Source organism: Phocaeicola fibrisolvens (assembly GCF_025567125.1).
Taxonomy (GTDB): domain Bacteria; phylum Bacteroidota; class Bacteroidia; order Bacteroidales; family Bacteroidaceae; genus Phocaeicola; species Phocaeicola fibrisolvens.
Genome location: NZ_JAOQJI010000029.1, coordinates 11,887 through 38,782 on the forward strand (window position 1 = coordinate 11,887; position 26,896 = coordinate 38,782).

At 47.8% G+C, this 26,896-nt stretch carries 22 protein-coding genes; 12 read left to right on the forward strand and 10 right to left on the reverse strand.

Annotation, left to right across the window (positions count from 1 at the left end; genetic code table 11):
- Positions 1-32 precede the first annotated feature (32 nt).
- The 3 genes from OCV81_RS11790 to OCV81_RS11800 form a co-directional block, all read right to left on the reverse strand.
- Positions 33-1,778: a fasciclin domain-containing protein gene (locus tag OCV81_RS11790; protein ID WP_148330176.1), complete on the reverse strand. Its 1,746-nt coding sequence runs from the start codon at positions 1,776-1,778 to the stop codon at positions 33-35.
- 192 nt (positions 1,779-1,970) lie between these two features.
- On the reverse strand, positions 1,971-2,621 hold the full coding sequence (locus OCV81_RS11795) for a response regulator (protein ID WP_148330177.1): 651 nt from the start codon (positions 2,619-2,621) through the stop codon (positions 1,971-1,973).
- A gap of 76 nt (positions 2,622-2,697) precedes the next feature.
- On the reverse strand, positions 2,698-4,455 hold the full coding sequence (locus tag OCV81_RS11800) for a tetratricopeptide repeat-containing sensor histidine kinase (protein ID WP_148330178.1): 1,758 nt from the start codon (positions 4,453-4,455) through the stop codon (positions 2,698-2,700).
- A gap of 108 nt (positions 4,456-4,563) precedes the next feature.
- Here OCV81_RS11800 and OCV81_RS11805 point away from each other — a divergent pair, with 108 nt between their 5' ends.
- Positions 4,564-5,031: a nucleoside deaminase gene (locus OCV81_RS11805; RefSeq protein WP_148330179.1), complete on the forward strand. Its 468-nt coding sequence runs from the start codon at positions 4,564-4,566 to the stop codon at positions 5,029-5,031.
- 181 nt (positions 5,032-5,212) lie between these two features.
- Here OCV81_RS11805 and OCV81_RS11810 read toward each other — a convergent pair whose 3' ends face one another.
- Complete coding sequence (locus OCV81_RS11810) at positions 5,213-5,722, reverse strand: NUDIX hydrolase (RefSeq protein ID WP_148330180.1); 510 nt, start codon at positions 5,720-5,722, stop codon at positions 5,213-5,215.
- Positions 5,723-5,741: 19 nt separating this feature from the next.
- Positions 5,742-6,959, reverse strand: a complete 1,218-nt coding sequence (locus OCV81_RS11815; RefSeq protein ID WP_148330181.1) for an S-adenosylmethionine:tRNA ribosyltransferase-isomerase — start codon at positions 6,957-6,959, stop codon at positions 5,742-5,744.
- 152 nt (positions 6,960-7,111) lie between these two features.
- Here OCV81_RS11815 and OCV81_RS11820 point away from each other — a divergent pair, with 152 nt between their 5' ends.
- Positions 7,112-8,167 carry a DUF2027 domain-containing protein gene (locus OCV81_RS11820; RefSeq protein ID WP_148330182.1) on the forward strand — a complete coding sequence of 352 codons (1,056 nt, stop codon included), beginning with the start codon at positions 7,112-7,114 and terminating at the stop codon, positions 8,165-8,167.
- A gap of 5 nt (positions 8,168-8,172) precedes the next feature.
- Positions 8,173-8,583 (forward strand): PaaI family thioesterase, encoded by a 411-nt coding sequence (locus OCV81_RS11825; RefSeq protein ID WP_148330183.1) that lies wholly within the window; start codon positions 8,173-8,175, stop codon positions 8,581-8,583.
- A gap of 151 nt (positions 8,584-8,734) precedes the next feature.
- Here OCV81_RS11825 and OCV81_RS11830 read toward each other — a convergent pair whose 3' ends face one another.
- The gene (locus OCV81_RS11830; protein WP_148330184.1) at positions 8,735-10,021 is read right to left on the reverse strand and encodes an O-acetylhomoserine aminocarboxypropyltransferase/cysteine synthase family protein; all 1,287 of its coding nucleotides are present in this window, start codon (positions 10,019-10,021) and stop codon (positions 8,735-8,737) included.
- A gap of 167 nt (positions 10,022-10,188) precedes the next feature.
- Between OCV81_RS11830 and OCV81_RS11835 the strand changes: the two genes are divergently transcribed.
- Positions 10,189-10,653 (forward strand): Lrp/AsnC family transcriptional regulator, encoded by a 465-nt coding sequence (locus tag OCV81_RS11835; RefSeq protein WP_022354011.1) that lies wholly within the window; start codon positions 10,189-10,191, stop codon positions 10,651-10,653.
- A 175-nt stretch (positions 10,654-10,828) separates the two neighbouring features.
- On the forward strand, positions 10,829-11,782 hold the full coding sequence (gene metF, locus OCV81_RS11840) for a methylenetetrahydrofolate reductase [NAD(P)H] (protein WP_148330185.1): 954 nt from the start codon (positions 10,829-10,831) through the stop codon (positions 11,780-11,782).
- On the opposite strand, the gene OCV81_RS11845 is transcribed toward metF, so the two are convergent.
- Complete coding sequence (locus OCV81_RS11845; protein ID WP_148330186.1) at positions 11,779-13,881, reverse strand: alpha-L-fucosidase; 2,103 nt, start codon at positions 13,879-13,881, stop codon at positions 11,779-11,781. The genes metF and OCV81_RS11845 overlap by 4 nt on opposite strands.
- A gap of 113 nt (positions 13,882-13,994) precedes the next feature.
- Here OCV81_RS11845 and OCV81_RS11850 point away from each other — a divergent pair, with 113 nt between their 5' ends.
- The 4 genes from OCV81_RS11850 to OCV81_RS11865 all read left to right on the forward strand — a co-directional run bounded on the left by OCV81_RS11850 (position 13,995) and on the right by OCV81_RS11865 (position 18,376).
- Positions 13,995-14,696 carry a nucleoside-specific channel-forming Tsx family protein gene (locus OCV81_RS11850; RefSeq protein ID WP_072541774.1) on the forward strand — a complete coding sequence of 234 codons (702 nt, stop codon included), beginning with the start codon at positions 13,995-13,997 and terminating at the stop codon, positions 14,694-14,696.
- A 38-nt stretch (positions 14,697-14,734) separates the two neighbouring features.
- Positions 14,735-16,021: an NCS2 family permease gene (locus OCV81_RS11855; RefSeq protein ID WP_148330200.1), complete on the forward strand. Its 1,287-nt coding sequence runs from the start codon at positions 14,735-14,737 to the stop codon at positions 16,019-16,021.
- Positions 16,022-16,186: 165 nt separating this feature from the next.
- On the forward strand, positions 16,187-17,104 hold the full coding sequence (locus OCV81_RS11860) for an ABC transporter ATP-binding protein (protein WP_148330187.1): 918 nt from the start codon (positions 16,187-16,189) through the stop codon (positions 17,102-17,104).
- Between the two features lie 18 nt (positions 17,105-17,122).
- The gene (locus OCV81_RS11865; protein WP_148330188.1) at positions 17,123-18,376 is read left to right on the forward strand and encodes an ABC transporter permease; all 1,254 of its coding nucleotides are present in this window, start codon (positions 17,123-17,125) and stop codon (positions 18,374-18,376) included.
- 112 nt (positions 18,377-18,488) lie between these two features.
- Here OCV81_RS11865 and OCV81_RS11870 read toward each other — a convergent pair whose 3' ends face one another.
- The 3 genes from OCV81_RS11870 to mutA form a co-directional block, all read right to left on the reverse strand.
- A complete protein-coding gene (locus OCV81_RS11870) occupies positions 18,489-19,112 on the reverse strand; it encodes a hypothetical protein (protein ID WP_148330189.1) in 624 nt (207 codons plus the stop codon).
- A gap of 231 nt (positions 19,113-19,343) precedes the next feature.
- Entirely contained in the window at positions 19,344-21,497 is a 2,154-nt protein-coding gene (gene scpA / locus OCV81_RS11875; RefSeq protein WP_148330190.1) for a methylmalonyl-CoA mutase, read from the reverse strand.
- A gap of 10 nt (positions 21,498-21,507) precedes the next feature.
- The gene (gene mutA, locus OCV81_RS11880; RefSeq protein ID WP_148330191.1) at positions 21,508-23,415 is read right to left on the reverse strand and encodes a methylmalonyl-CoA mutase small subunit; all 1,908 of its coding nucleotides are present in this window, start codon (positions 23,413-23,415) and stop codon (positions 21,508-21,510) included.
- 283 nt (positions 23,416-23,698) lie between these two features.
- On the opposite strand from mutA, the gene OCV81_RS11885 reads away from it, so the two are divergent.
- From OCV81_RS11885 to OCV81_RS11895, 3 genes are all read left to right on the forward strand, one after another.
- Positions 23,699-25,378, forward strand: a complete 1,680-nt coding sequence (locus OCV81_RS11885) for a putative transporter (RefSeq protein WP_148330192.1) — start codon at positions 23,699-23,701, stop codon at positions 25,376-25,378.
- Between the two features lie 300 nt (positions 25,379-25,678).
- Positions 25,679-26,347, forward strand: a complete 669-nt coding sequence (locus OCV81_RS11890; RefSeq protein WP_148330193.1) for a DUF2490 domain-containing protein — start codon at positions 25,679-25,681, stop codon at positions 26,345-26,347.
- Positions 26,348-26,360: 13 nt separating this feature from the next.
- On the forward strand, positions 26,361-26,864 hold the full coding sequence (locus tag OCV81_RS11895; protein WP_148330194.1) for a nitroreductase family protein: 504 nt from the start codon (positions 26,361-26,363) through the stop codon (positions 26,862-26,864).
- Positions 26,865-26,896 lie beyond the last annotated feature (32 nt).

Sequence of the window (26,896 nt, forward strand, 5' to 3'; positions counted from 1 at the left end):
CCGGCTGGGATTTTTTTGTTATAAGAGAGAATTTAGTAACCCGGATTTTGTGTCATACCCGGATTGTTGTAGAGTGTTTCCGCAGGAATAGGTAAGTAGTAATTGGTGGGACTGCTGAATCCAGTTTGTTCGATGGGAATGTTCAGCAGACGATAGTAAGGATAGGCTCCTCCTGTTCCTTGTAGCAGTTGGATGCATTCCGTCCAGTCTGTTCCACTCAGTGAGAATGCTTCTTTTAGTTGATTTTTGATTTCAGTGGCTTGCATTTCATTCCCGGTGAGAGAATAAGCGATGGCGGCCATGAGGTATACTTCACGCAAAAGGATGGGGTGAATGTAGCTTCCTCCCGGATTTCCGAAATTATCTTTATAGCCTCCCCAAAGAACTTCCTGACTATCTGATTGGTTTGTTGCTTCCGGGTCCAGACTAAAGACCTTGCTGTCCAGTATATACTGGCACTGTTGAAGGGCTTCTTGGTAATATCCGGAAATCAGGTAGGTTTTCCCAAGCAAGGCTCTGGTTGCCAAGTCTCTTTTCTCTGTTGTGTTGAGAATTAAATTTGCCAGATAGTAGAGTAGCCACTCTTGACTTGTTTGGTTGTCGTTGGGTATGATTTTTCCATAATATCCCAATAGTTGGTTTTGAATCATTGCGTAGTCGACGGTCATGTCCCAGGATGCAGCCCATCCTTCTGAGGTATTTAATGAGGTAACCAGGTCCAAGTATTTTTTACCGTTTCCTAAGGTTTGGTAAGCAAGTTCCCAGAAAGGACTGGAGGTATATTCCACCATTTTATAGTCGAAATACGTATCGTATAGCAGGCTGTATTCCAGGTTTTTGACTTGAGTCAGGTAGATGCCGAGTTCTTCGCTCCATTTGGCTTGTATTTCAGCTACGTTTACATCTTCAATTTGGGCCATGTAGCAGATTTTGGTTACGTCGTTTTCTGTAAGGTTCCTGTAATTCAGGTAGTATCTATACGGTTCACTGCTTACCTTGTCATCCGCATTGATTACTCCATCGCCATTCAGGTCAGCGAAGACCAGATTGCCATTGGCGTCAGCTCCTTCAATGAGGAATCCGTCGGATAGATTGGAGTAATCCTCTTTGTGAATGACATAGGTTAATGTATCATTCTGATGTGAAATGATTGCTGCTCCGTTTTCATCGGTCGTGAAAGGCCCCAATACGGTACCATTTCCCTCTTGGGCCTCAATGGTCACCCCTTCCAGCGGTTCTCCAGTAGGCAATAGCACAAGAATGGTCGTTTCATGTAAGCTGACAATCGGTCCGTCGAGCATGGGTATGACTTCTGGTACGACATATACATAACTGTTTCCTGCCGGAATGGCTTCTCCTTCAATCTGGATACCGTTGATTTGAATTTTGTCTTCCTCACGTGTCACGTAAAGTGTTTCATTGCTGATACTGGTCAGGGTGCTTCCTTCAGTAAGTTCGTTTTTGGTGTACCTTCCTTTTATAATGTGGTTTTTAATGGAGGCCGTGTCCAGTTTTTCGGTGCGACTGGCGGCATTGGCGTTTTTCACGGCAAAAACGGTCAGTTGACTTTCCTGGAGGTCGGCTACATTTGTTTTTTCCAGTATTTCCACAAACTGGCTCACTTGCGGTTCGCTTGCTTTCAGGACTTCAGCAATAGTTTGTATCTCTTCTTGTCCTTTGGAAAGAGGAGGTTGTGGACTGGGGGATTCTTCATCACTGCAGGCATTCAGAATACACAATGAAAAGATGCCTAACAAATAGTAAGCAAGTGTTTTCATAAGGCGTTTACGTTTAAGGTTATTTTATGATAAGTCTCCAAAAACTAAATGGAGTGTTTTTTCTTTTCTCAAATTGTCGGGCTTCCTTTGGAGACGCAGTTGGGCAATAGTGTTTTTCAGTAATTTCTTTGCTATTCAAGAATCATAGTAACAGCTTCTTTTATAAGCCATAATCAATATTATGGAGCATATCTAGTTCAGGGGAATACTGAGATAGCCTTTCGAGAGTGCCTTGATGACCAAATCGGTGGCATTCTTTGCGCCGAATTTTACCATCAGGTTTTTGCGGTGCCATTCTACGGTATTTTCTGAAATAAAGAGGCATTCGGAAATTTCATGGGTATTCATTCCTTTGGCAATGGCTTTTAGCACATCCAGTTCCCGAATGGTGGGGGCGGAATCAAGCGTGTCGGTCGTATTGCTGACCTTTTCTTTTTCTTTATAGATTTTTTGGAATTGCGGACAATAGTATGTTTTCCCCTTGAGGACAGCCTGTATGGCTTTTTCTATGTATTTTCCTGCCGACGATTTGAATACGACTGCATCGATGTCCGGATTCTTCAGTTTGTTGACAATCCAGATTTCTTCGTGCATGGTACTGACCACAATCTTGGCTGTCGGGGCTTTTTGTTTTATCTGCTGTATAAGCGTAAATCCATCTATGTCTGGCAAATCCAAATCGATGATGTAGAGTTGGAAATCAAATTGCCCCATTAAATTTTTCAGTTGAGAGCCTGTCTGTGCCGTATGTATGCTTGTTATCCCCGGAGTATGGGACAACAAGCTTTTCAACCCTTCCAACACAAGAGGATGATCGTCGATAATGGCTACATTCAGGTTCATTTGTGTGTCGTCTTTTTATTTATTAACAAAAGTACGCAACCCTCTTGAGATTCTCCCCACGGTAACCCGTAGTTTTCTAGGTGAACAGTGGAATAATGATTGTCATCTTCTGAGAATCCAGTGCAATGCTTCCTTTTAAGGCCATCGCACGTTCCTTCATGGTCTGCAATCCGATACCCTTTCCGGAGGTGGAGATGAAGTGTCCGTTGTGGAATATGGTGAGTTCCAGGTTGGGAAGCTTCCATTCCAGCGAGAGATGAATCTCGGTTGGAGAAGCATGTTTGAGCGCATTGCTGGTTGCTTCCTGAATGATGCGGTAGATATTCAGGCTGTAGGTCTCGGGAAGCACCGACCAGTCGCATTCTTCAGGCTGGGTGGTAAAGCTGACCTGGCAAGCGGCTGAGGTCATGCGTTCCGCATAATTTTGCAGCACTTGTTTGAGCGTGGTTTCCTGAAAGGTGGGAGGAAGCAGTTCGTGCGATACCCGCCGGATGTTTTCCCGACTGTTGCGTAGCACTTCCTTCCAGGGCTCATCAAGAGAAACGGCATTCATTTCCAAGGCATACAGGTCGTTGCATACCCCGTCGTGGAGCTCTTTTGCCAGCCGGTTGCGTTCTTCTTCCAGTTCTTTCAGATACGTGCGTGTGGCATTGCGCGCTGTTTCACGTTGTAAGTTCTCAAATTCACTGCGCTGTGTCTCCGCCTCTCTTTTCTGCCGTTCGATACGTAGCCTCTGTTTTTGAATGAAATAGAGCGAGATGAAAGCCATGACTGCCAGCAGGATGAGCAAGGCGGTGATTTTCAGTTGCAGATTCTGCTTTTCTTTCTGTCGCTTTTCTTGTAGCTGTTGGTATTCCAGTTCTTTCTTTTGGGTTTCATATTTCACGGAGAGTTCCTCCAGCTGACGGCTTTTGTCTTGTACGAACAGCGAATCGCCGAGGGTTTTGGCCAGCCCTAATATGTGGTAAGCCTGTCGGTAGTCGGCCAGTTCCTTGTAAACAAGGTGAAGATTGTTGTAGATGTCGTATTCCAGAAACGGATAATTTTCGATACCCGGCAGCTGCAGCATCTTTTGGGCGGTCTGTGCGGCCTGCCTCCATTCTTTCTGGGTTTGTTGTACATAAAAGAGCACCTGATAGTAATTGACGAGAGCCATGGTTGAGCGTACGTTGGAAGCAAGCCGGTTAGTCTGTTGGACGAGCGGCTGAATCTCTTGGGAGGATGCACCCTCCCGAAACAGGGCCAGCAGGTAGTAGGTGCGTGCACTGAGTTCGGTTTCCGGTTGCTGAAGCTGTTGCGAAAGCTCTATGGCTTTAGACAGATAAGTTTTGGCTGCTTTATACTCCTTTTGTGTGATGAAGATTGAAGCGCATACATTGTAAATCTGAGTACGGAAAGCTGTGTCCTGACATTGGTCTGCTTGGGCGACTGCTTCGTGTGCATATTTCAAGGCTTGTTCCGAATCCTTCATATCCAGGTGGATGGTGGCCAGGTTGTTGTAGAGTGTGACAAGGGCCTGCCGGTTCTCTTCCGAGTTTTCAGGCAGGCGGACGGCTAGTTGCAGGGCCTTGTCATACGCCGCTACTGCTTCCGGAATCTTTCCGGAAGAACGCAAGTATGCCCCTTGTGAGGTGTAGCAGGACACCATGCCGCAGGTATCCTTTTCGGTCAAAGCCTGTTGGATGGCCTGGTCGATGGCCCATAAAGCGGAATCAGGCTTTCCCGCTTGGTAAAATGCATCGGCGGTTTCCGTGAGTTTCTCTATATTCGAGGGGGAGGCTGAAAGCAGGAAGCAGGACAAACCAAGCAGGAAGGTAAGCATATAGGTTTTCATAGGCTATGACGGTTAAGGTGGATTCTGCAATGTAAAGAAAAAATTTGGATAATTCTAAGTTTTTTCCTATTTTCCGCAGATAGAAACTTGGACTTAAAACTAAATCGTATGACAAAAGAAGAATTGATGCGAAAAGCAATCGAATTGTCTGTGAAGAATGTAGCAGAAGGAGGAGGTCCTTTCGGGGCTGTGATTGCCCGGAATGGGGAAATTGTGGCCACGGGAGTAAATCGGGTCACTCCGGATTGTGACCCGACGGCCCATGCGGAGGTGAGTGCCATTCGGGCAGCTGCCAAGAACCTGGGGACGTTTGATTTGAGCGGATGTGAAATCTATACTTCGTGTGAGCCTTGTCCCATGTGCCTGGGTGCTATCTATTGGGCGCACCTGGACCGGATGTATTATGGGAACAACAAGCATGATGCGGCAGCCATCGGTTTCGATGATGCCTTTATTTACGAGGAATTGGATTTGAAACCGGCAGAAAGACGCTTGCCTTCAGAGGTATTGCTGCCGGAAGAAGCCATCAAAGCCTTTCAGGCCTGGACGGCCAAAACGGATAAGGTGGAATATTGAAAATGATTCGGCAAGGAGGCGGTAGCGTCTTGTCGTTTTTTAGGTTTCCCTTGGCGGAACCGTACGTTTCTCTTGGTGGAAACTTATGGCTCTGCCAGGGGAAACGTATGTTTTCCGGTGGGGAAACCTAGTAAGGATAAGCGTATTTTCCTGAAAAGTCAGTGGCGTTTTCAGATTAGTCTTACTGAGCGTTATTCTGGAGTACAGTGGTGAATTCCCGTTCAAAATTAGGTGTAAACACGCCTTTTCCCAGGTTTTCCCGGATTTTTTCGAGGGGCCAGAAACGTCCCCCATCCAGTTCTTCACTGGGAGAGATAGGACCGTCGTACACGGTTTTATGGGAAAATACCAGTTCTTTTTCCCGTGCGGATTCGAATACATAATGAGTCAGTAGCTGAGGGGTGAAGTCGGTAATGCCGAGTTCTTCGCGGACTTCCCGCTTCAAGGCCATCTCCACGCTTTCTCCCAAGTCGATATGCCCTCCCACGGAAGTATCCCATTTGCCGGGCTGGATGTCTTTCCAGTCCGGTCGTTTCTGCAGATAGAGTTCTCCTTTGCTGTTGAATACATGCAGGTGGACCACCGGGTGCAAGAGCTTGCTGCCGTTGTGACATTCTCCTCGGGTGGCCGCTCCCATGAGGTTTCCTTCCTCGTCTACGAGGGGAAACATTTCTTCGCTATTATCTTTCATCGGTTGAGGCGTTTAAATTTTAGGGTATCAGTAAGGACGAATCGCCGTAGCTCAGGAAACGGAAATCGTGAGCCAGCGCATAGTCGTAAATCGGTCGCCAGTTTCCTTTTACAAAGGCTGAAACCAGCAACAGCAACGTGCTCTGCGGCTGGTGGAAGTTGGTCACCATTTTTTTGACGATGTGGTATTCGTATCCCGGAGCGATGATAATCTGGGTACTGGTGTGCAGGGCTTCCAGTCCGTGACGGTCCATGTAGTCGAGGATGTGTTGCAGGGCCTCCAGCGTGCTCAGTGCCGGATGGGTTTCGTAGGGTTGCCATTGCTGTACGTGCAGCTCTTCCTGACTGGCGTCGGGATGCTGTGAAAGGGTCACTCCGATGTAGTAAAGACTCTCCAAGGTACGGACGGAAGTGGTGCCCACCGCTACCGCCTCGCCTCCGTGTGCCAGCAGTTTCTCGATGGTACTCCGGTTCACGGAGATGTATTCCGTATGCATTTCGTGTCCTTCAATTTCTTCACTTTTCACAGGTTTGAACGTGCCGGCTCCCACGTGGAGGGTCACTTCCTCCAGGTCGACTCCTTTTTCTTTCAGGGCGTTCAATACGCGCTCGGTGAAGTGCAGGCCGGCGGTCGGGGCCGCTACGGAACCTTTTATCTTGGAATAGACCGTCTGATAAGTCTCCTTGTCGCTTTCCTGTGTCTCTCTGTTCAAGTAGGGAGGAATGGGTAGTTCGCCGAAGAATTCAAGAATGTCGGCAAAGGTCACTTCGGGGTTGTCCCAGGTGAAATCAATCCAGTGGCTGGTGCCGTGGCAGGCGCCGCGGGTAGCCGTCAGGGTCAGGGTTTTGCCTTTGACTGTCATTTCCTTGTGCAGCGGGCCTTCCTTCCATTTCTTCAGGTTGCCAATCATGCAGAGCCAGGCCGCATGCTGGGTTTGCTGGAAGTTGAGGGCATAATCGTTGGGCTCGATGGGCTCCAGGCAGAATATCTCAATCAGGGCACCGGTTTCCTTGCGGAAATGCAGACGGGCCTGAATCACTTTCGTGTTGTTGAAAATCATGAGAGTTCCGGGTTCCAGGTAATCCGGAAGGGAAGTGAAATGGGTTTCACTGATTTGTCCGTGCCGATACACCAGCAGCTTGGACTGGTCGCGGACCGGCAGCGGGAATTTTGCGATGCGGTCATCCGGCAGCGGATAATTGTAATCGCTGATTTTTATATGCTTTGTATCTTCCATGTCGTTTATTTTTTTGCAAAAGTACAATAATTAGCAGAATCCTCCTAGCAGAATATTTTTTTCGTGGACTTCCTCTCATGGCTTCTTGAATAATTTCCATATTCCGATGAAAGTCGTTACATTTGTCAGAGTTATAAAATCAGAGTAAAGATATGAAAATAGGAGATAAAGTACGTTTCCTGAGCGAAGTGGGCGGCGGGATTGTCCGTGGCTTTCAGGGAAAAGATGTGGCATTGGTAGAAGGGGAGGACGGGTTTGAAATCCCCATGCTGATTAAAGAATGTGTGGTGGTTCAGACAGATGACTATAATATTCCGTTGAAATCAACCAAGAAGCCGTCGGCTCCGGAGGTGGAAGAGGAAGAAGAGGTGGAAGAAGAAAAACCGATTACGTATCGGGCTCCGGAAATCCGGGGGAATGATGTGCTGAACGTGTTCCTGGCCTACGTGCCGCAGGATGTGAAGGCCATCTCCTCTACCGCTTTTGATGCCTATCTGGTGAATGACAGCAATTATTTCGTGGATTACCTGTATCTTTCGGCAGAAGGCAACAGCTGGACGTTGCGCAGCCGGGGTACAGTGAAACCGAACATGAAGCAGCATCTGGAAGAATTTGAAAAGAGTGCCTTGAACGGTATGGAGCGTGTGGCGGTCCAGCTTCTGGCTTATAAGGACGACCGTAGCTTCCTGTTTAAGCCGGCGGTGAGCCAGGAATTGCGCATCGACACGGTGAAGTTCTACAAGCTGCATACGTTCCAGCCTTCCGATTTCTTTGAAGAACCGGCATTGATTTATGAGATTGTGAAGGACGATGAGGCGGTAAAGCAGGTCTTTGTATCGGCCGATGACATCAAGAATGCCTTGTTGCAGAAGAGCGTGCAGGACGTACCGGCCAAGGTGCAGAAAAAGCAGCATGTGGTGAAGAACGAGATTGTGGAGGTGGACCTGCACATCCATGAATTGCTGGACGATACCACCGGCATGGGCAATGCGGAAATGCTGAACTATCAGCTGGAGGTGTTCCGCAAGACGCTGGAAGAGTATAAGCAGAAGAAAGGCCAGCGGATTGTGTTTATCCATGGCAAGGGAGACGGCGTGCTGCGCCGGGCCATTCTGGATGAACTGAAGCGGAAGTACAAGACTTACCAATGGCAGGATGCTTCTTTCCGGGAATACGGATTTGGAGCTACGATGGTGACAATACATTAAGAGATATGGGAACCTTGAAAGAATTGCTGTCGGCCGACCGTTTTGCGGCGGAGGCAGGAGTAGAATTGTTGGAAATCAGTCCGGGATATGCCAAGGCACGGATGAAAGTGACCGAAAAACATTTGAATGCCGGAGGGGTTTGCCAGGGAGGTGCGTTGTTCACACTGGCTGACCTGGCTTTCGCCGCGGTGGCAAACAGCCGAGGGAGGCTGACCTTGTCGCTGAATGCGAATATCACATTCTTGCGTGCGGTGAGCCAAGGTTATGTGTATGCGGAGGCTACTGAGACGTATAATCATGCCCGGGTACCTTTCATCGAAGTACACTTGGTGGATGAACAGCAGCAGCTGATTGCCGTACTGACCAGTTCGGGTTATCGGAAAAGTGAGGAACTGGAAGTAGACGAACTGGAATAAAGTGGAAAGAAATTGTCGGGAGTATTCCCGCTCCTGAATGATGGAAAAATCCCCCTTGTTTTCAGGAATTTGAAGCGACCCTAAATAGTGGAATACAAAACTTTGGGGATTACTTCAATTCAGAAGCGAGGGGGATTTTTTTACTCGTTTGTCAGATTTGTGCAAAGGCCTGTGTCAAGTCGGCAATCAAATCATCGATATGTTCGGTGCCTATTGACAAACGGATGGTAGCTTGCGTGATTCCTTGTGCGGCCAGTTCCTCGTCATTGAGCTGGGAGTGAGTGGTGCTGGCCGGATGGATGACCAGCGATTTCACATCGGCTACGTTGGCCAGCAAGGAGAAAATCTTCAGGTGGTCGATGAAGCGGTGGGCTTCGGCGCGTCCTCCTTGAATCTCGAAGGTAAAGATGGAACCGGCTCCTTTCGGGAAATATTTCTGGTAGAGTGTCGGAGAGGTGTGTGACGGCAATGACGGATGGTTGACTTTCGTCACCTTGGGGTGGTGTTGCAGGAAGTCCACTACCTTCAAGGCGTTTTCCACATGGCGTTCCACTCTCAAAGAAAGGGTTTCCAGCCCTTGCAGGAGAAGGAAGGCATTGAACGGACTGAGGGCGGCTCCGGTGTCGCGAAGCAGGATAGCCCGGATGCGGGTCACATAGGCGGCAGCTCCGGCTACATCGGTAAAGCAGAGTCCGTGATAGCATGGGTCAGGGTCGGTCAGTTGAGGGAATTTTCCGGAAGCCTTCCAGTCGAACTTGCCGGAGTCCACGATGATACCTCCCAGCGAGGTGCCGTGCCCGCCGATGAATTTGGTGGCCGAGTGAATTACAATGTCGGCTCCGTGTTCAATGGGGCGCAACAGGTAGGGCGTGGCAAAGGTGTTGTCTATCAAAAGAGGAATCTGATGACGGTGGGCGATTTCCGCAATACGCTCAATATCCACCAATGTACTGTTGGGATTTCCCAGACTCTCGATAAATAATGCTTTGGTGTTCGGCTGGATGGCCCGCTCGAAGTTCTCCGGGTCTTCCGGGTCTACGAAGGTAGTATGTACGCCCCGGGTAGGGAAAGTATGTGCCAGCAAGTTATAGGTGCCTCCATAAATGGTGCAGGCGGATACTATATGGTCACCTTGCCGGGTGATGTTCTCAAACGCATAACTGATGGCGGCGGCTCCTGAGGCGACGGCCAGTGCGGCCACTCCTCCTTCCAGTGCGGCAACCCGCTGTTCCAGTACGTCTTGTGTGGGATTGGTCAGACGACCGTAGATGTTTCCGGCTTCTTCCAGACTGAAACGGGCGGCCGCATGGGCAGAATCATGGAACACATACGAAGTGGTCTGATAAATAGGTACGGCCCGTGCGTCGGTAGTGGGGTCGGGAGTTTCTTGTCCTACGTGTAGTTGCAGTGTTTCGAAGTGTAGCTTAGTCTTTTCCATTGCTGTGAGTTTTTAGAGGTTTTAAATACAATGCAAAAGTAGTTCTGATGGACATATCCTCCAATATGAACGGAAAATATGGAAAATTCATCTATGAAAATATTCTGTAAAAGAAAAAATGATTAGTTTTGCACACATAAAACAAACTTTGTTGGAATAATATTCTGATGACGGAAAAATTAGATAAAGTAGATTTGCAGATTCTCCGCACGTTGCAGGAGAATGCCCGACTGACTACCAAAGAACTGGCGGCTCAGGTCAGTCTGTCGTCCACACCCGTATTCGAGCGATTGAAAAGACTGGAACGGGAAGGATACATCAAGAAATACATTGCTGTGCTCGATGCCGACAAGCTGAATCAGGGGTTTGTGGTGTTCTGTAATGTGAAGCTGCGCCGGATGAACAAGGACATTGCCATGGAGTTTACCCGTATCGTGCAGCAGATACCGGAGGTGACGGAGTGTTACAACATTTCCGGTAGCTACGATTACCTATTGAAAATCCATGCTCCGAACATGAAATACTACCAGGAATTTATCATTAATGTATTGGGTACGGTAGACAGTCTGGGTTCGTTGGAAAGCATGTTTGTGATGGATGAAGTGAAGCACGACTACGGACTTCATATTTAGACCTCTGTACGGTTTACTGCTCTTTTATTCTATAATCGAAGCTCTGAATAGAATATTATTCTGTTTTGACAGGTGTTTTGTGGGTTAAACACTCTCTTTTTTCTAAATATCACCAGAGTGTTGGTGGATAAATCAAATGCTTGTATCTTTGTCGGTATAAATTTACAAATGTACGATGAAAGTAATAGATTTGATAAAGAATAGTAAGGAACCGATATTTTCCTTTGAGATTTTGCCACCTTTGAAAGGAAACAACATACAAAAAGTATATCACGTCATCGACAAGTTGCGGGAGTTCGACCCCAAGTACATTAATATCACGGCCCACCACAGTGAGATTGTGTATCTGCCGCAACCCGACGGCAACCTGAAGAAGACTACGGTCCGGAAACGTCCGGGAACGGTCGCCATAGCGGCAGCCATTCAGAACAAGTACGGCATTCAGGCGGTTCCCCATATCATCTGTAAGGGATTTACCAAGGAAGAAACGGAATACGCCTTGCTCGACCTGAACTTTCTGGGCATTACCAATCTGTTGTTGCTGAGAGGTGACTCCAAACCGTTGGACATTGCGGCCAAGGACTTGTATCTGTACAACGAACACGCCACCGACTTGCAGGAGCAGGTGAACCGTTTTAATCAAGGCATCTCACTGGACGGTTCGAAAATTGAAGGCATTGAAACTCCTTTCTCTTACGGCATGGCCTGCTATCCGGAGAAGCATGAAGAAGCGCCCAACATGGAATCGGACCTGTTCTATCTGAAAGAGAAAGTACGCAATGGAGCTGATTACGTGGTGACTCAGATGTTTTTTGACAATGAAAAATACTATGCTTTTGTAGACCGTTGCCGTCAGGAAGGTATTGAGGTACCTATCATCCCGGGCATCAAGCCGGTAGTCTTCAAGAACCAGTTGAATGTGCTGCCTAAAGTGTTCCGTACGGATATACCCGAAGCCTTTGCTTCAGAGCTCCGTAAATGTGAGAATGACGAGGAAGTGAAAGCTGTAGGAGTGGAATGGTGCAAGGCACAGTGCAAGGACTTGCTGGCACATGGAGTTCCCGGTCTGCATTTCTACACTTTCATGGCTTCCGACAGTGTATATAAGGTAGCCAAGGAGATTTATTAATCTCTTTGGCCTTTAAGAGCAATCCTTCTTAACCGGATGCGCAGATTGGACAATTCTGCGTCAGTATGCGGGGAAGAGGGATTGTGTGGTTTCAATACGAGATGATGGTCTTTCCCGTTGAGTGCATCGGGTAGTACCACATCCTGCCGGTAGACTTTCTGTTCTTCTGCCGGGCGCAACAGGTAGGTGGTTTGGTCTTCAAAGCGGTTGTAAGTGCGGAGCACGACTTGGTTCATACCCTTTTTGAGCGGGAGCACGATTTTTTCCATACGGAACGGAGTCCGATACGGGTTCAGGTGTTTGGCAATCAGTTTTCCATTGACATAGACTTCCATGCCGTTTCCTGCTCCGATTTCAGCCAGGATGTGCTGTGAGCGAGGTGATTCTACCTCTCTCAGGATGTAATAGCTGGAGAATTGGGGGCAATCTAACGTATCGCTCTCTGCTGCGGGTTTCCAAGTTTTACCGGTAAGAGGGGGTTGTTGCAGGTTGGCAACTAACGAATCTTTTGCGTGGAATATCCCGTTGCCCGGTCCACAGATGTAAGTTTTTCCCCATTCCGTATTGGAAAGCGAGGTACCCTTCTGTTCTTTTCCTTTGTTCAAAGTGACGTGATAGGTTTTTCCATCCAGAATCAGATCGATTTTCCGTCCGGCTTCCTGTGGTGTGTAAATGAGTTCCAGCTGTTTGAGGAGCAGTTGTTCAAAATCCCAGCTGTAACCGATGACACTGCGGTAGTTAGTATAATAGTCAAAGCAGGAATAGCTGTATTGCGGAGTGGCATTTTGTGCGGTCAGCATCGTGCTTCTGACTGTATTTCCCGGAAGAGGTTCAATCTTTTTGTCGAACGAGAGTGTCAGCACATGGATTTGTTTGTCTTTGTAGGCTGAGGCGGGTATGGTGAGTACCACCTCGTCACCATATTGCAGATAGGTGGCCATTTTTCCGTCTCCTTTTTGCAGAATATATCCAGGCATGGAGAAGGTGATTTTTCCATCCTTGGGATAAGTACCCGATAGGAAGAGATACAGGTGATTGTCTTTGCGGGTCACTTCTCCCCAGTCGAACTCTTCTTGAAAGGGAGAGGCTTCCGTCTGATATACGGCATAACCGTAATGGGAAAGCCAGTTGCCGACTTGTTCCAGCACTTCTTTCTCAAAGTCGACCACTTCTCCGTTGCCTTTAGGGCCGATGTTGAGCAGGTAGTTTCCTCCTCTGGAAACTACATTAATCAGACTGCGTGTCTTTTCCCGTACTTTGTCTTCCACGTTGCCGCGTGCTTGCCAGGAGCGATATCCCCATGTCTCGTCGAACATGGAAGCGGCGCTTTGCCAGGGAGCATGAAGTGTTTTCTCCGGGTAGTCATTGTCGGCCATCACACAGAAATCGTATTGGTCGTTTCCCAGTCGCCCGCTGACCATGCAGTCGGGTTGGTACCGGTGAACCATTTCGTAAAGTTCTTTGCTCTGTGCGGGCGTATTGGAACCCATGTCGAACCATAGTTCCGAAATGGTTCCGTAGTGGGTAAGTAATTCTTTCAGTTGCTGTTTGGAGTAATTATGGTGACTCTCCGTGATGAAATCTGCATTGTGCGGTGACATGGGCGAAGCATACGGGTAGTGCCAGTCGATGAGTGAAAAGTATAGTCCGAACCGCAGTCCTTGCCGCCGGGCCGCTTCCGACAGTTCTTTGACGAAGTCCCGTTTGCAAGGGGAGGCATCGTAGGAGTTGAACGGGGTAGTGGCGGTTTTGAACAGACAGAATCCGTCGTGATGCTTGCTGGTAAAGATAATGGAATGCATGCCGGCCTTCCTGGCAAGCAGGGCGATAGAATCGGCGTTGAATTCTGTAGGATTGAATTCACGGGCTATATTTTCATATTCTGCTTGTGGAATTTGTGCAAAGGCCCGAATCTGTTCACTGTATCCATCCTGAATTTGTTTCTGGTGCCACACTCCTCCCAGCTGGGAATAGAGTCCGAAGTGAATGAACATGGAATATTTGTCACCGTGCCATTTCTGGAAGGCGGCTGAAGATACCTGACCTTTCGCTCCCAGACCGATTATGCACATTAATAGGAGGATAAATAGCTTTTTCATGGGCTTTTACTTGTATTCTTGAAAGCAAAGATAAGGAGTTCTTTGCTTTTATAGTGCTTTTTTATGTAATTTTGCAGCCGATTTAAAAACCATTAAAAACAAGTTAAATTCAAATGAAAAAATTATTTCTTTTCGTACTTCTTCTGTCTGCCTTCGTGGGAGGAGCCGTGGCGCAGAACATTCAGTTACACTACGACTTGGGACGTGCCTTGTACAAATCACTCGACGAGCGTCCTTGGGTAACCACCACGGTCGAAATGTTCAAGGCCGACAAGTGGGGAAGCACGTATTTCTTTGTCGATATGGATTACACGGATAAAGGAGTGGCTTCTGCTTATTGGGAAATCAGCCGGGAACTGAAATTCTGGAAAGCTCCTTTTTCTGCACACGTGGAATATAACGGTGGTTTGAATTACATTAATAACGCTTTTCTGGGAGGTGCCACTTATTCTTGGAACAACAGTGATTTCTCAAAGACGTTTGGTATTCAGGTGTTGTATAAATATATTCAGAAGAATGTAAAGCCCCATAATTTTCAGTTGACGGGTACCTGGACACTGAACTTCTGGCAGGAAAAGTTCACGTTCAGCGGATTTGCCGATTTCTGGCGGGAGAAGCATACTGATGTGAACGGGAAGAATCATAACTTCATATTCATCAGTGAGCCTCAGTTCTGGATAAACCTGAACAAGTTCAAACATGTGAATGACAATCTGAACCTGAGCGTGGGTTCGGAATGGGAACTGAGTCACAACTTTGCTACGCGTGACGGTTTTTATTTCATCCCGACGCTGGCCATGAAGTGGACTTTCTGATGTTGTTAGAATAGACTTAACGCAATTATACAATGAAAATGCTTGAAAAATTATTTGGTTTTAATCCTCGTGAGACCCGTGTGCGCACGGAAATCCTGGCCGGTATCACCACCTTTCTGACCATGGCCTATATTTTGGCCGTCAATCCGAACATTCTGGCGGCTACGGGGATGGATAAGGGAGCGCTGTTTACTACCACAGTCATCGCTTCTGCTTTTGCTACCCTATTGATGGCGGTATATGCAAAACTACCTTTCGGACTGGCTCCGGGTATGGGTCTGAATGCGTTTTTTGCCTATACGGTGTGTCTGACGCTCGGATATACTTGGCAGTTTGCCCTGACAGCTGTCCTTTTGGAAGGAATTATCTTTATTCTGTTGACGGTGACCAATCTGCGTGAAAAGATTGTGGATGCGCTTCCGCTGACACTTCGGAATGCCATCGGAGCCGGTATCGGTCTGTTCATCGCTTTCATCGGTCTGCAGAATGCCGGTATCATTGTGAATAACGATGCGACCTTGATTTCGTTGGGGGATATTACTTCCGGCTCTGCTTTGCTGGGAATCATCGGTCTGCTGGTAACTTCCATCTTGCTGGTGAAGAAGGTGCGTGGCGCCCTGCTGATTGGTATTTTGCTGACTACTGTCATCGGCATTCCGATGGGGCTGACCCATTTGGACGGCGTGTTCAGTACGCCTCCTTCTATTGCACCGATTTTCTGCCAGTTCCAGTGGGAGCATATCTTCACCAAGGAAATGGTTATCGTAGTCTTTACCTTTCTGTTTGTGGACATGTTTGATACCATTGGTACGCTGGTCGGAGTGACTACCAAGGCGGGGATGGTGACGAAAGACGGAAAGATTCCGCATTTGAAACAGGCTTTTCTGGTGGATGCGGTTGGTACAACTGCCGGTGCCGTATTGGGAACCAGTACCATTACCACTTTTGTAGAAAGTGCTTCCGGAGTGGGAGAAGGGGGACGCAGCGGTCTGACAGCTTTCGTGACTGCCATTTGTTTCTTGTTGTCCTTGTTCTTGGCTCCTTTCTTCCTGGCCGTTCCGGGAGCTGCCACCGCTCCGGTACTGATTCTGGTAGGACTGATGATGATGTCTTCCGTCAAGAAAGTGGACTTCCTGGATTATTCCGAAGCGATTCCGGCATTCATCTGTATCATTTTCATGCCGTTGGCTTATAGTATTTCCGATGGTATTGTATTGGGAATGATCAGTTATGTGCTGATTAACTTATTGTGCGGGCATACCAAGAAACTGACACCGGCTATGTACATCTTGTCGGTTATCTTTGTCTTTAAGTTTTTCTTGTAGTTTGAGTCCGTTTCGAGTATATGGCGGAAATACTGGTGTAATGGGAATCGGTATTTCCGCTTTTTTTATGCATAAAATGTGGTCAAATGTTTCCGATTAATGGGATTTTTTTACCTTTGTTGAATGTGAAATTGTTTTTATGTTCAAACTTTTAAAATCTAAGACATGAATGATTCTTTTTTAGAAACACGACAAGTCACCAAACGTTATGCCAACCATACGGCACTGGATGGAGTGAGCATTCAGGTGCCTAAGGGGCAGGTTTTTGGTCTACTGGGACCCAATGGGGCTGGAAAGACCACTTTGATTCGTATTATCAACCGTATTACGGCTCCCGATGCAGGAGAAGTCTGGTTCGACGGCCGCCTTTCCCAACCACAGGATATCTATTCCATCGGTTATCTTCCGGAAGAACGCGGACTTTACAAAAAAATGAAGGTGGGTGAGCAGGCTGTTTATCTGGCCCAACTGAAAGGCTTGAGCCGTCAGGAGGCAAAGAAGCGCCTGACCGACTGGTTCGAGCGGTTTGACATTATGCCTTGGTGGAACAAGAAGCTGGAAGAACTGTCCAAAGGTATGCAGCAGAAAGTGCAGTTTGTCATTACGGTACTCCACCGTCCTCCTTTGTTGATTTTCGATGAACCGTTTTCCGGTTTCGACCCGGTAAATGCGGAACTGCTGAAACGCGAAATTCTGAAGCTGAAAGAAGAAGGGCATACCATTATCTTCTCTACGCACAACATGGCGTCCGTAGAAGAGATTTGTGACCATATTGCTTTGATCAATCATTCCAAGGTGGTACTGCAGGGAGCGGTGAAGGATATTCGTTCTCAGTATAAGAGCAATCTGTATGAATTGACCGTGCAGTCGGCCCAGCCATTGCCGGAATCGGATGCCTTCGAAGTGGTCGGTCGTCAAGTGCTCGATGCGCAGACGGTCAGCTATAAATTGCGTAAGCTGACTTCCATTTCCAATTCGGAAATGCTGTCACAGATTGGGGCCCAGGCCGAAATCACCCAGTTCTCGGAATGTATTCCTTCCATGAATGATATCTTCATCCGTACAGTAGAAGGAAAAGTCTAACTAAAATCTGCTTTTGCTATGAACAAGACTTGGATTATAATTCAGCGTGAATTTATAAATCGGGTAAGCAAGAAATCATTTATTCTGCTTACCATTCTGATGCCGTTTGTGTTTGCGGCACTTATTTTTGTTCCCTTGTGGTTGTCTACCGTCAAGGGAGGCGACCAGAAACAGGTGGCCGTCATTGATGAAACGATGAAATACCTGCCTCAGTTCAAGGACGATGAATCGTATCACTTTGTAGGAGTACCTCAGATGGAGGCTTCTTTCCGGACAGATTCCAGTACGTTCGACGCCGTGGTGGAAATCAAGGCCGATTTGGCCGTCCATCCGGAAGCCGTGGCCATTTATTCACGGAAGGAAGTGCCGAACAGCCTTTCGCGGTTGGTGAGCGAGACACTCGATGAACAGGTACGTCAGGACAAACTGCTTCGTTATGACATTCCTCAGTTACCTTCCATTATGCAGGATATGAACCGTAAGCTGAATATCCGTACGGTGAAATGGGGTGACGATGGTACGGAAAGCGAGTCGAATGCAGGAGCCGCCATGGCAGCCGGCATGATTTTGACATTCCTTATTTACATGTTCGTGATGTCTTACGGAGGTATGGTGATGCAAAGCGTAATGGAAGAAAAAACCAACCGCATTGTAGAAGTCATCGTGTCTTCTGTCCGTCCTTTCCAGTTGATGATTGGGAAGATTGTGGGTATCGGACTGGTAGGTGTGGCTCAGTTGGCTATTTGGATTCTGCTGATTGTGGTGTTGTTGGCCATTGCGGGTAGTTTATCCGGCAGTTCTCCGGAGTTGATGGGAGAGGCTTCCGGGTTACTGGCTACACTTCACGGATTGAATTTAGCCAAAATGGGAGGCTTCTTTGTCTTGAACTTCATCGGAGGTTATCTGGTGTATGCATCTATCTTTGCCGCCATTGGTGCAGCTATCAATGGGCAGGAAGATTCCCAGCAATTTATGACTCCAATCGTTCTGTTGCTGATTTTTGCGCTGTATGCGGGTATCTACAGCTCCGACAATCCTGACGGACCGCTAGCTATCTGGTGTTCCATGATTCCATTTACCTCACCCATTGTCATGATGGTGCGTCTGCCTTTCGATGTACCGGTATGGGAAACCGTACTGTCGGTGGTGATTCTGTATGCCGCCGCTTTCGGCATGATTTGGATAGCGGGAAAGATTTACCGAGTAGGTATTCTGATGTACGGAAAGAAACCTTCTTTCAAGGAAATGATTCGTTGGATTACGTATAAGTAAAAATAGATTAGAACAGATAATGTCAGGTGTGAATGAAAATTGAAATCATTTACACCTGATTTTTTTAATGTATATGACCTAAATGAAATGAATTGGTGGCTATGTGTCTGAATTACAGGTGATATATAAGAGACAGTTGAGGAGTGACCATAAAAATACCCAACTTGGAGCGTTGTTCAAATATCTTGCTGGGAGTTTCGATTTTTGGGTCGAGGTGTTTGAAAATATAATATTCTGCCGATATGGAGATTTTCACGCCAAAATGTGTAGGGAATTTGTATTCCACACCTATATTGGCATTCATGCCAAGCCCAGATTGTGGAACTGAGTAATTTTGAGTTTTGTTTATTGTACCTTTGCTTAAATAATGCGCATATCCAATTCCTAAATCGAGGTTGCTGATCATTCCCTTTAATAGTTTCGCTTCATTAATAGAAGAAAATTGTGGAGCCAGATAGAAGATTTGGACATTTTCATGAAGAGATGAATTTTGTGCGTTTTCTGGAAATGAGAGTCCATGCATATAGTGTTTAAAGGCAAATCCGTAACCTATATATTTGTGGTATTTTAAAAGGTCTATGCCATATTGAAAACCACGACTGCTTTCTTTGGGATTGCTGTACCAGAGGGATTCTCCTGTCCCTTCCAGGTTGGCAGAAGCTATGCCCAAATTTAAACGAATAGAAATGTCTTTTTGAGGAATTTGATTATGCCCATCTATGTTCTGTGCCTGCATGGATAGACACGATAAAATGCATATTAACACGGTGATTGTTCTCATGATAATAGAAGGTTGTAAGTTTTCTTTACAAATGTATAAAAAAATAACACTCTATTCTTTAAAATCGATATTTAACTTATCAATCTTTTTATCAGGGACACGTTAGAATATTAAAGGAGAATCTAAATATAAAAAATGAGTCCCGAACTTTTACGCTTGGGACTCATTCTTATGGGGATACTTTTGTTAATCTTCTACACTTTCCAGCAGCAGTTCCATTACCTGGCAGGCCGATTTGGCTACGGAAGTACCCGGGCCAAAGATGGCCATCACACCGGCTTTATACAGGAAGTCATAATCCTGTGCCGGGATGACACCTCCGGCAAAGACCAGAATATCTTCACGTCCCAGACGCTTCAATTCGGCAATGATTTGCGGAATCAAGGTTTTGTGTCCGGCAGCCAGTGACGATACGCCCACTGCATGCACGTCGTTTTCCACGGCTTCGCGGGCTGCTTCTTCCGGAGTCTGGAACAACGGTCCCATATCCACGTCGAAACCACAGTCGGCAAATCCGGTAGCCACTACTTTTGCACCACGGTCGTGTCCGTCCTGTCCCATCTTGGCAATCATGACACGCGGACGGCGGCCTTCTTTCTTCGCAAATTCTTCGGTCAGTTCGCAAGCCCGTGCGAAATCTGCATCCTTTTTACTTTCTGATGAATACACTCCTGATATGGTTCTGATAATTGCTTTATAACGTCCTACAACTTTCTCGCAGGCATCGGATATTTCTCCCAGTGTGGCACGTACGCGGGCGGCTTCTACAGCCAGCTCCAGCAGGTTGCCCTTGCCAGTGCGTACACATTCGGTGAGGGCCTCCAGTGCCTTGTCCACCTCAGCTTGGTTACGGCCTTCCTTCAGGCGGCGCAGGTTTTCAATCTGTTCCTGACGTACGGCGGTGTTGTCCACTTCCAGAATGTCAATCGGGTCTTCCTTTTCCAGACGGTATTTGTTGGTTCCCACGATGGTCTGTTCACCGGAGTCGATACGAGCCTGCGTGCGGGCAGCCGCTTCTTCGATACGCATCTTCGGAATACCGGTTTCGATGGCTTTGGCCATACCACCCAGCTTCTCGATTTCCTGAATGTGTTCCCATGCCTTGTGAGCCAGCTCGTTGGTCAGGGCTTCCACGTAGTAAGAACCTCCCCACGGGTCTACGTTCTTGCAAATCTGCGTTTCTTCCTGAATGTAAATCTGCGTGTTTCGGGCGATACGGGCCGAGAAGTCCGTCGGCAAGGCGATGGCTTCATCCAGCGCGTTGGTATGCAGTGACTGCGTGTGTCCCAGTGCGGCAGCCATGGCTTCGATACAGGTACGTCCCACATTGTTGAACGGGTCCTGTTCGGTCAGTGACCATCCGGAAGTCTGAGAGTGTGTACGCAGAGCCAGTGATTTCGGGTTCTTCGGGTGGAACTGTTTTACAATCTTGGCCCACAGCATACGGGCGGCACGCATCTTGGCAATTTCCATGAAATGGTTCATGCCGATAGCCCAAAAGAACGACAGACGGGGAGCGAAGGCATCGATGTCGATACCGGCAGCCACTCCCGCGCGAAGGTATTCCAAACCGTCGGCCAGGGTATAAGCCAACTCAATGTCGGCAGTGGCACCTGCTTCCTGCATGTGGTATCCCGAGATAGAGATAGAGTTGAATTTCGGCATCTTCTGGGAAGTGTATTCAAAGATGTCGGAAATAATCTTCATGGAGAAGGCAGGCGGATAAATATAAGTGTTGCGCACCATGAATTCCTTCAGAATATCGTTCTGGATGGTTCCGGCCATTTCTTCCAGTTTGGCCCCCTGCTCCAGTCCTGCATTGATGTAGAACGCCATGATGGGAAGTACCGCCCCGTTCATGGTCATGGATACAGACATCTTGTTCAATGGAATACCATCGAAAAGCACCTTCATGTTTTCCAGCGAGCAGATAGATACACCCGCCTTACCCACATCGCCCACTACACGCGGATGGTCCGGGTCATAGCCGCGGTGAGTCGGAAGGTCGAAGGCCACAGACAGACCTTTCTGTCCGGAAGCCAGGTTACGACGGTAAAAGGCGTTGGATTCTTCTGCGGTAGAGAATCCGGCATACTGACGGATGGTCCACGGACGGAAGGTGTACATCATGGAGTACGGGCCACGAAGATAAGGAGGAATACCTGCCGCATAGTTCAGGTGTTCCATGCCCTCCAGGTCTTCCTTGGTATATACAGGCTTCACCTGAATCTGTTCAGGTGTTTTCCAGTTGGCAGTGATGCCATTCTCTTTTTGCCATTCCATGCCGTTCTGCGGATGGAAGCCGGCAAATATATCGATTTGTGTAAAATTCTGTCTCATAGTGTGCAATTCAAGATAAGAGTTTGCGGTTGTATTCGCGTAAAGTTTCCAGCACGTTGCAGCGTACATGGATGAAGTTCTCAATGCCGGCAGCTTTCAGTTCTTCCATGCAGGCCGGGGCACCTGCCACGATAAACATGGCACGTCCGTTGAGGGCCTTGAAGGCCGGAATGGCATATTCGGCATATTCATCGTCACTGGAGCAGAGCACCACGATGTCGGCTTGCGCCTTCATGGCTGCTTCGATGCCTTCTTCCACGCTGGCAAATCCCAGGTTGTCGATGACCTGATACCCCGCACAAGCCAGGAAGTTGCAGGAGAACTGGGCACGGGCCTGACGCATGGCCAGGTTGCCGATGGTTAGCATGAATGCCTTCGGACGTTTGCCGGAGTTCTCAGTCTCCAGGCGGAGAGCCTCAAATTCGCTGGCCGCACGTGCCGTCTGCAATTTAACCAAGGCCGTTTCCTCTTCTTCATGACCGCCACATCCGCATTTTGTACATCCGTCCAGCGGGCGCTTGTCGCCAGCCAGTTCGTTGAAGTTCGGATACTGGTTGGTACCCAACAGAATTTCTTTCCGTTTAGATACCGCTTCGTGACGAGCTTTGTTGCTCTGGTTCACAGCCTCCTGTATGCTGCCCGCTTTGACCGCTTGCAGCATGCCTCCCGCTTCTTCCACGGCTAGGAAAAGTTTCCAAGCCTCTTTCGCGATGGAGACAGTCAGGTTTTCAATATAATAAGAACCGGCAGCCGGGTCGACGATGCGGTTCAGATGAGATTCTTCTTTCAGCAGCAGTTGCTGGTTGCGGGCGATACGTTCAGAGAAATCGTTCGGCGTTTCGTAAGTCTTGTCAAACGGCGAAACGGTGATGGAATTCACACCGGCAATGGCCGCACTCATGGCTTCGGTCTGCGTACGGAGCAGGTTGACGTGTGCATCAAACAGAGTGAGGTTGAAGTTGGACGTTTCGGCATGTGCCACCATCTTGCAGGCACAGTAGCAAGTACCGTCGGCCCCTGTATTTTTGCAGTCCGTGCGCGGACATTTCGGCTGATATTGTTTTACGATGTCGGCCCACAGCATACGTGCCGCACGGAATTTGGCAATTTCCATGAAATAGTTGGAGCTGATACCGAAATTGAACTTGATTTTCTTGGCAGCCAGTGCGGCAGGAACGCCGGCTTCCACCAGCTGGTTGAGGTATTCATTTCCCCAAGCCAGTGCATATCCCAGTTCCTGGTAAATGTAGGCTCCGGCATTGTTCAGCTGTACCGAGTTGACGGCGATGCAACGGAAATGCGGATATCCGGCCAGTGTTTCCACCAGTTCCTTTCCGGTGGCGATGACCGCACTTACATCTTTTCCTTTCTGCATCATTTTGCTGATGGGGTCGAAATTCAGCGAACCTTTCAGCTTTTCGGGTGCATAACCTTTTTTCTGGAAGTAAGCTACCAGCAGCTGCGCCAGTTGCAGGGTGTGGCGTTGGCAGGTAGAGAAATTCAATTCGATGCATTCGCAACAGATATCTTTCAGCAACGTGTCAAGGTACTCCGCATTGAGTTCTTTGGCTTTAATTTGAAATCCGAGTGAATCGACTCCTTTGTTTAAGATGTCAAGGGCTTTCGCATTGGCTTCGGAGGCATTTTCCACTACAATGTCCTGGCGGATGAACCATGTATTGTCGTCTTTCTTGATACCTCTTATGTAAGGATACTGTCCGGGAAGTCCTTCTGTGGTTTTCAGTCCTTCCAAATCTTCTTGACGGTAGAACGGTTTCACCTTGAAGCCTTCGTTGGTTTTCCACACCAACTTTTTCTCAAAATCGGCTCCTTTCAGGTCGACCATGATTTTGTCCATCCATTCTTGGGTAGACACAGGCGGAAAATCTGAAAAGAGTTTTTCTTTACTATCTGCCATAGTGAATTAGTGTTTTTGGTTGATATTCAGATTTAAAATTATTGTGTAGGTTGGTTACCTGCATGGGCAAATATACAAATTTTCCGGTCTTTTATCCTACATCCTTTCTTTTTTTACAGCGATAGGAAGCTAAAAACATAAAACTGGTATTAGATGCATTCAAAAGGATAAAGTGTATGTTGTAAACCCTTTGGGAGGGCTCATGATGAAAAAAGAAAGAAAAGTTTGCCCTATTCTTTTTAATTGGTTACATTTGCCCTCCGAATAAAAAAATTTAATATCTATGAATTGGCTACAAGATTTATTGACGAATCCCAACTCAATAGCGCATATCGTAGCACTCTATGCTTTTGTAATTGCGGCGGGGGTATTGTTGGGAAAAATTAAATTCTTCGGCATTTCGCTCGGAGTTACATTCGTCTTGTTTGTCGGAATCTTGGCAGGGCATTTCGGTTTTACCGGAAATCCGGCCATTCTTTCTTTCTTACAAGACTTCGGACTGATTCTCTTCGTCTTCTGTATAGGACTTCAGGTCGGCCCTTCTTTCTTTTCCTCGTTCAAGCGAGGAGGCATTACGCTCAACCTGCTGGCGGTGGGAATCGTGTTCCTGAACATTGCGGTGGCATTGATTCTCTATTTCGCTTTGCAAGGGAGGATAGACATCCCGATGATGGTGGGTATCCTTTGTGGAGCGGTGACCAATACACCGGGACTTGGTGCGGCCAACGAAGCTTTGCAGCAGCTGCATTATCAAGGTCCTGAGATTGCCATGGGATATGCCTGTGCTTATCCGCTGGGAGTGATGGGTATCATTCTTTCCATGATCATTATCCGTTATATCTGCCGGGTAGACGTGAAGCAGGACAGTGAGGAAATCCAGAAAGAAGAGGAGGCAAATCCCCACATGAAGCCTTACACCATCTCCTTGAAGGTGCAGAACGAGGCTTTGAGCGGCAAGACATTGTCGCAGGTACAGAACTTCCTGGCGCGCGACTTTGTGTGTACACGCATCATCCAAGACGGACACATGATTACGCCGAATGCCAATACGGTGCTTCGTTTGGGCGACCGCATGTTTTTGGTATGTGCCGAAGATGATTCAGAAGCTATCATGGCTTTCATCGGTCCGAAAATTGAACAGGATTGGGATGCCACCAATCAGCAGGACAAACCGATGGTTTCCCGTCGTATATTGGTGACACAGCCGAACATCAACGGAAAAACCTTGGGAGAACTTCACTTCAGCAGCATGTATGGGGTGAACGTGACTCGTGTCAACCGTTCGGGTATGGACTTGTTTGCAGCCCGTCAGTTGCGTTTGCAGGTGGGCGACCGTGTGATGGTGGTGGGTCCGCAGGATGCCATTGAGCGGGTGGCTAACTTGCTGGGTAACCAGTTGCGCCGTTTGGACCATCCGAACATCGTGACCATCTTTGTGGGTATCCTCTGTGGTATTCTGTTCGGTAGTCTGCCGATTGCCATTCCGGGCATGCCGACTCCGGTGAAACTGGGTCTGGCCGGTGGTCCGCTGATTATTTCTATCCTGATTGGCCGTTTTGGCCACAAGGTGAAACTGGTCACCTATACGACGATGAGTGCCAACCTGATGCTGCGTGAGGTGGGATTGGTGCTCTTCCTGGCCAGTGTAGGAATCAAAGCAGGTGAGAATTTCGTGCAGATGGTAGTGGAAGGCGATGGCGTGCTTTATGTAGGAATTGGTTTCTTGATTACGTTCATTCCATTGCTCATTACAGGTATTGTAGCCCGCTGGCATCACCGGGTGAACTACTTCACGTTGATGGGGCTGATTGCCGGTAGTAATACCGACCCTCCTGCCTTGGCTTACGCCAACCAGATAGCAGGAAACGACGCACCGGCTGTAGGTTATTCTACGGTATATCCGTTGACCATGTTCTTGCGTATTCTGACCGCACAGTTGCTTGTCTTGCTGATGGCAGGATAAGTTTTGTGGATATGAAATAAGAGGAGCGTCCTGAATCTGAAAAGGTTCAGGACGTTTTTTTGTAAACGCCAGTACATAAAGAGTCATTTCACGTTTCATTTTCTATGTTTCTCTATCGGAAAACATACGTTTCCTGAGGCAGAGCCGTACGTTTCACATAAAGAAAACATACGTTTCTGTATGGGGAAACCTAAAAGATGGGAAAGGATTTGGAGAATCTTGTCGAAATATTTTCATGTTATTCAAGATTTTCTTGGTATCTTGCAAAGGATATGAAGTTAAATCTTTGTGCGGATAGTGATGAAGAGACAGAAACTGCATGGATTTTTGGTTATAGGAATCGTTTGGGCATGCGTTGGGTGGTTGCTGCCAATGCGTACATACGCGGTGTCACATGGCGAATTTGCTGCATGGACGGGCGTACGGGTGGATTGGCAGATGAACCGGTATTGGAAGTTCAGAGGCACTTTTCAGACAAGAACCCAGCAGGGATTGAAAGAAATGGAACGGGAACGGCTGAATGTGGGGGTGAACTGTCGGGTGCTTCCGCTGATGCAGCTGAAAGGCTATTACGAATTGCAGTACCGTGACCGTGGGAAGGCGGGATGGAAAATCGGCCATCGCTACCAGGCGGGTTTTGTGGTGTCCGGTCCTGTGGGAGACTTCAAGCTTGGCTGGAGGGAACTTTTCCAGCATACGTTTATCGGAGGAGGAAAGGAGGCACAGCTTCGTTCGCGGTTGCAGGCTGTATATGAACCGACAGGCTGGCTTCTGCATCCTTATTTCTCGGTAGAGTCGTTTCAGCCGGTAGGTGGAGGGGCTTTCTTTTCGCTGCCGCGTGTCCGCTATCGTCCGGGAGTGCGTTGGGGGCTGTCACGGAAAACGGCCTTGGATGTATATTACTGCCGGCAGTATGATGTGAAGCGGTGTCTGAATGTGATGGGAATTAATCTGGAAATAAAATTATAAAAGAATTATAGACATGAATTTTTTGGAACTGGTAAAACAACGTCATTCCGTGCGGAGTTATGAACCCCGTGCGATAGAGAAAGAAAAACTGGATTATGTGATGGAATGTGTGCGGATGGCTCCTTCGGCCGTGAATTTTCAGCCGTGGAAGTTTGCGGTGGTGACCGATGAGCCTCGGTTGTCGCAGCTGAAAAAGGCTTATCCGAGAGAATGGATTTCCAATGTGCCTTGCCTCATTGTGGCGTGTGTCAATCATGAGGAATCATGGCATCGCAAGTCGGACGGGAAAGACCATGCCGACATTGACGTGGCCATTGCTGTGGAGCACCTTTGCCTGGCCGCCACAGAGCAGGGACTGGGCACCTGCTGGGTATGCAATTTTGACGTACCTCTTTGTCGGGAAGTGCTTCAGTTGCCCGTCCATATAGAGCCTGCGGTACTGATTCCGGTGGGCTATTCTGCCGAACAGGAAATGTCAACTAAAAAACGCAAATCGCTGGATGAGATTTTATTTTGATAGTGATAGGGCGGATTCGTAAACAAATTATC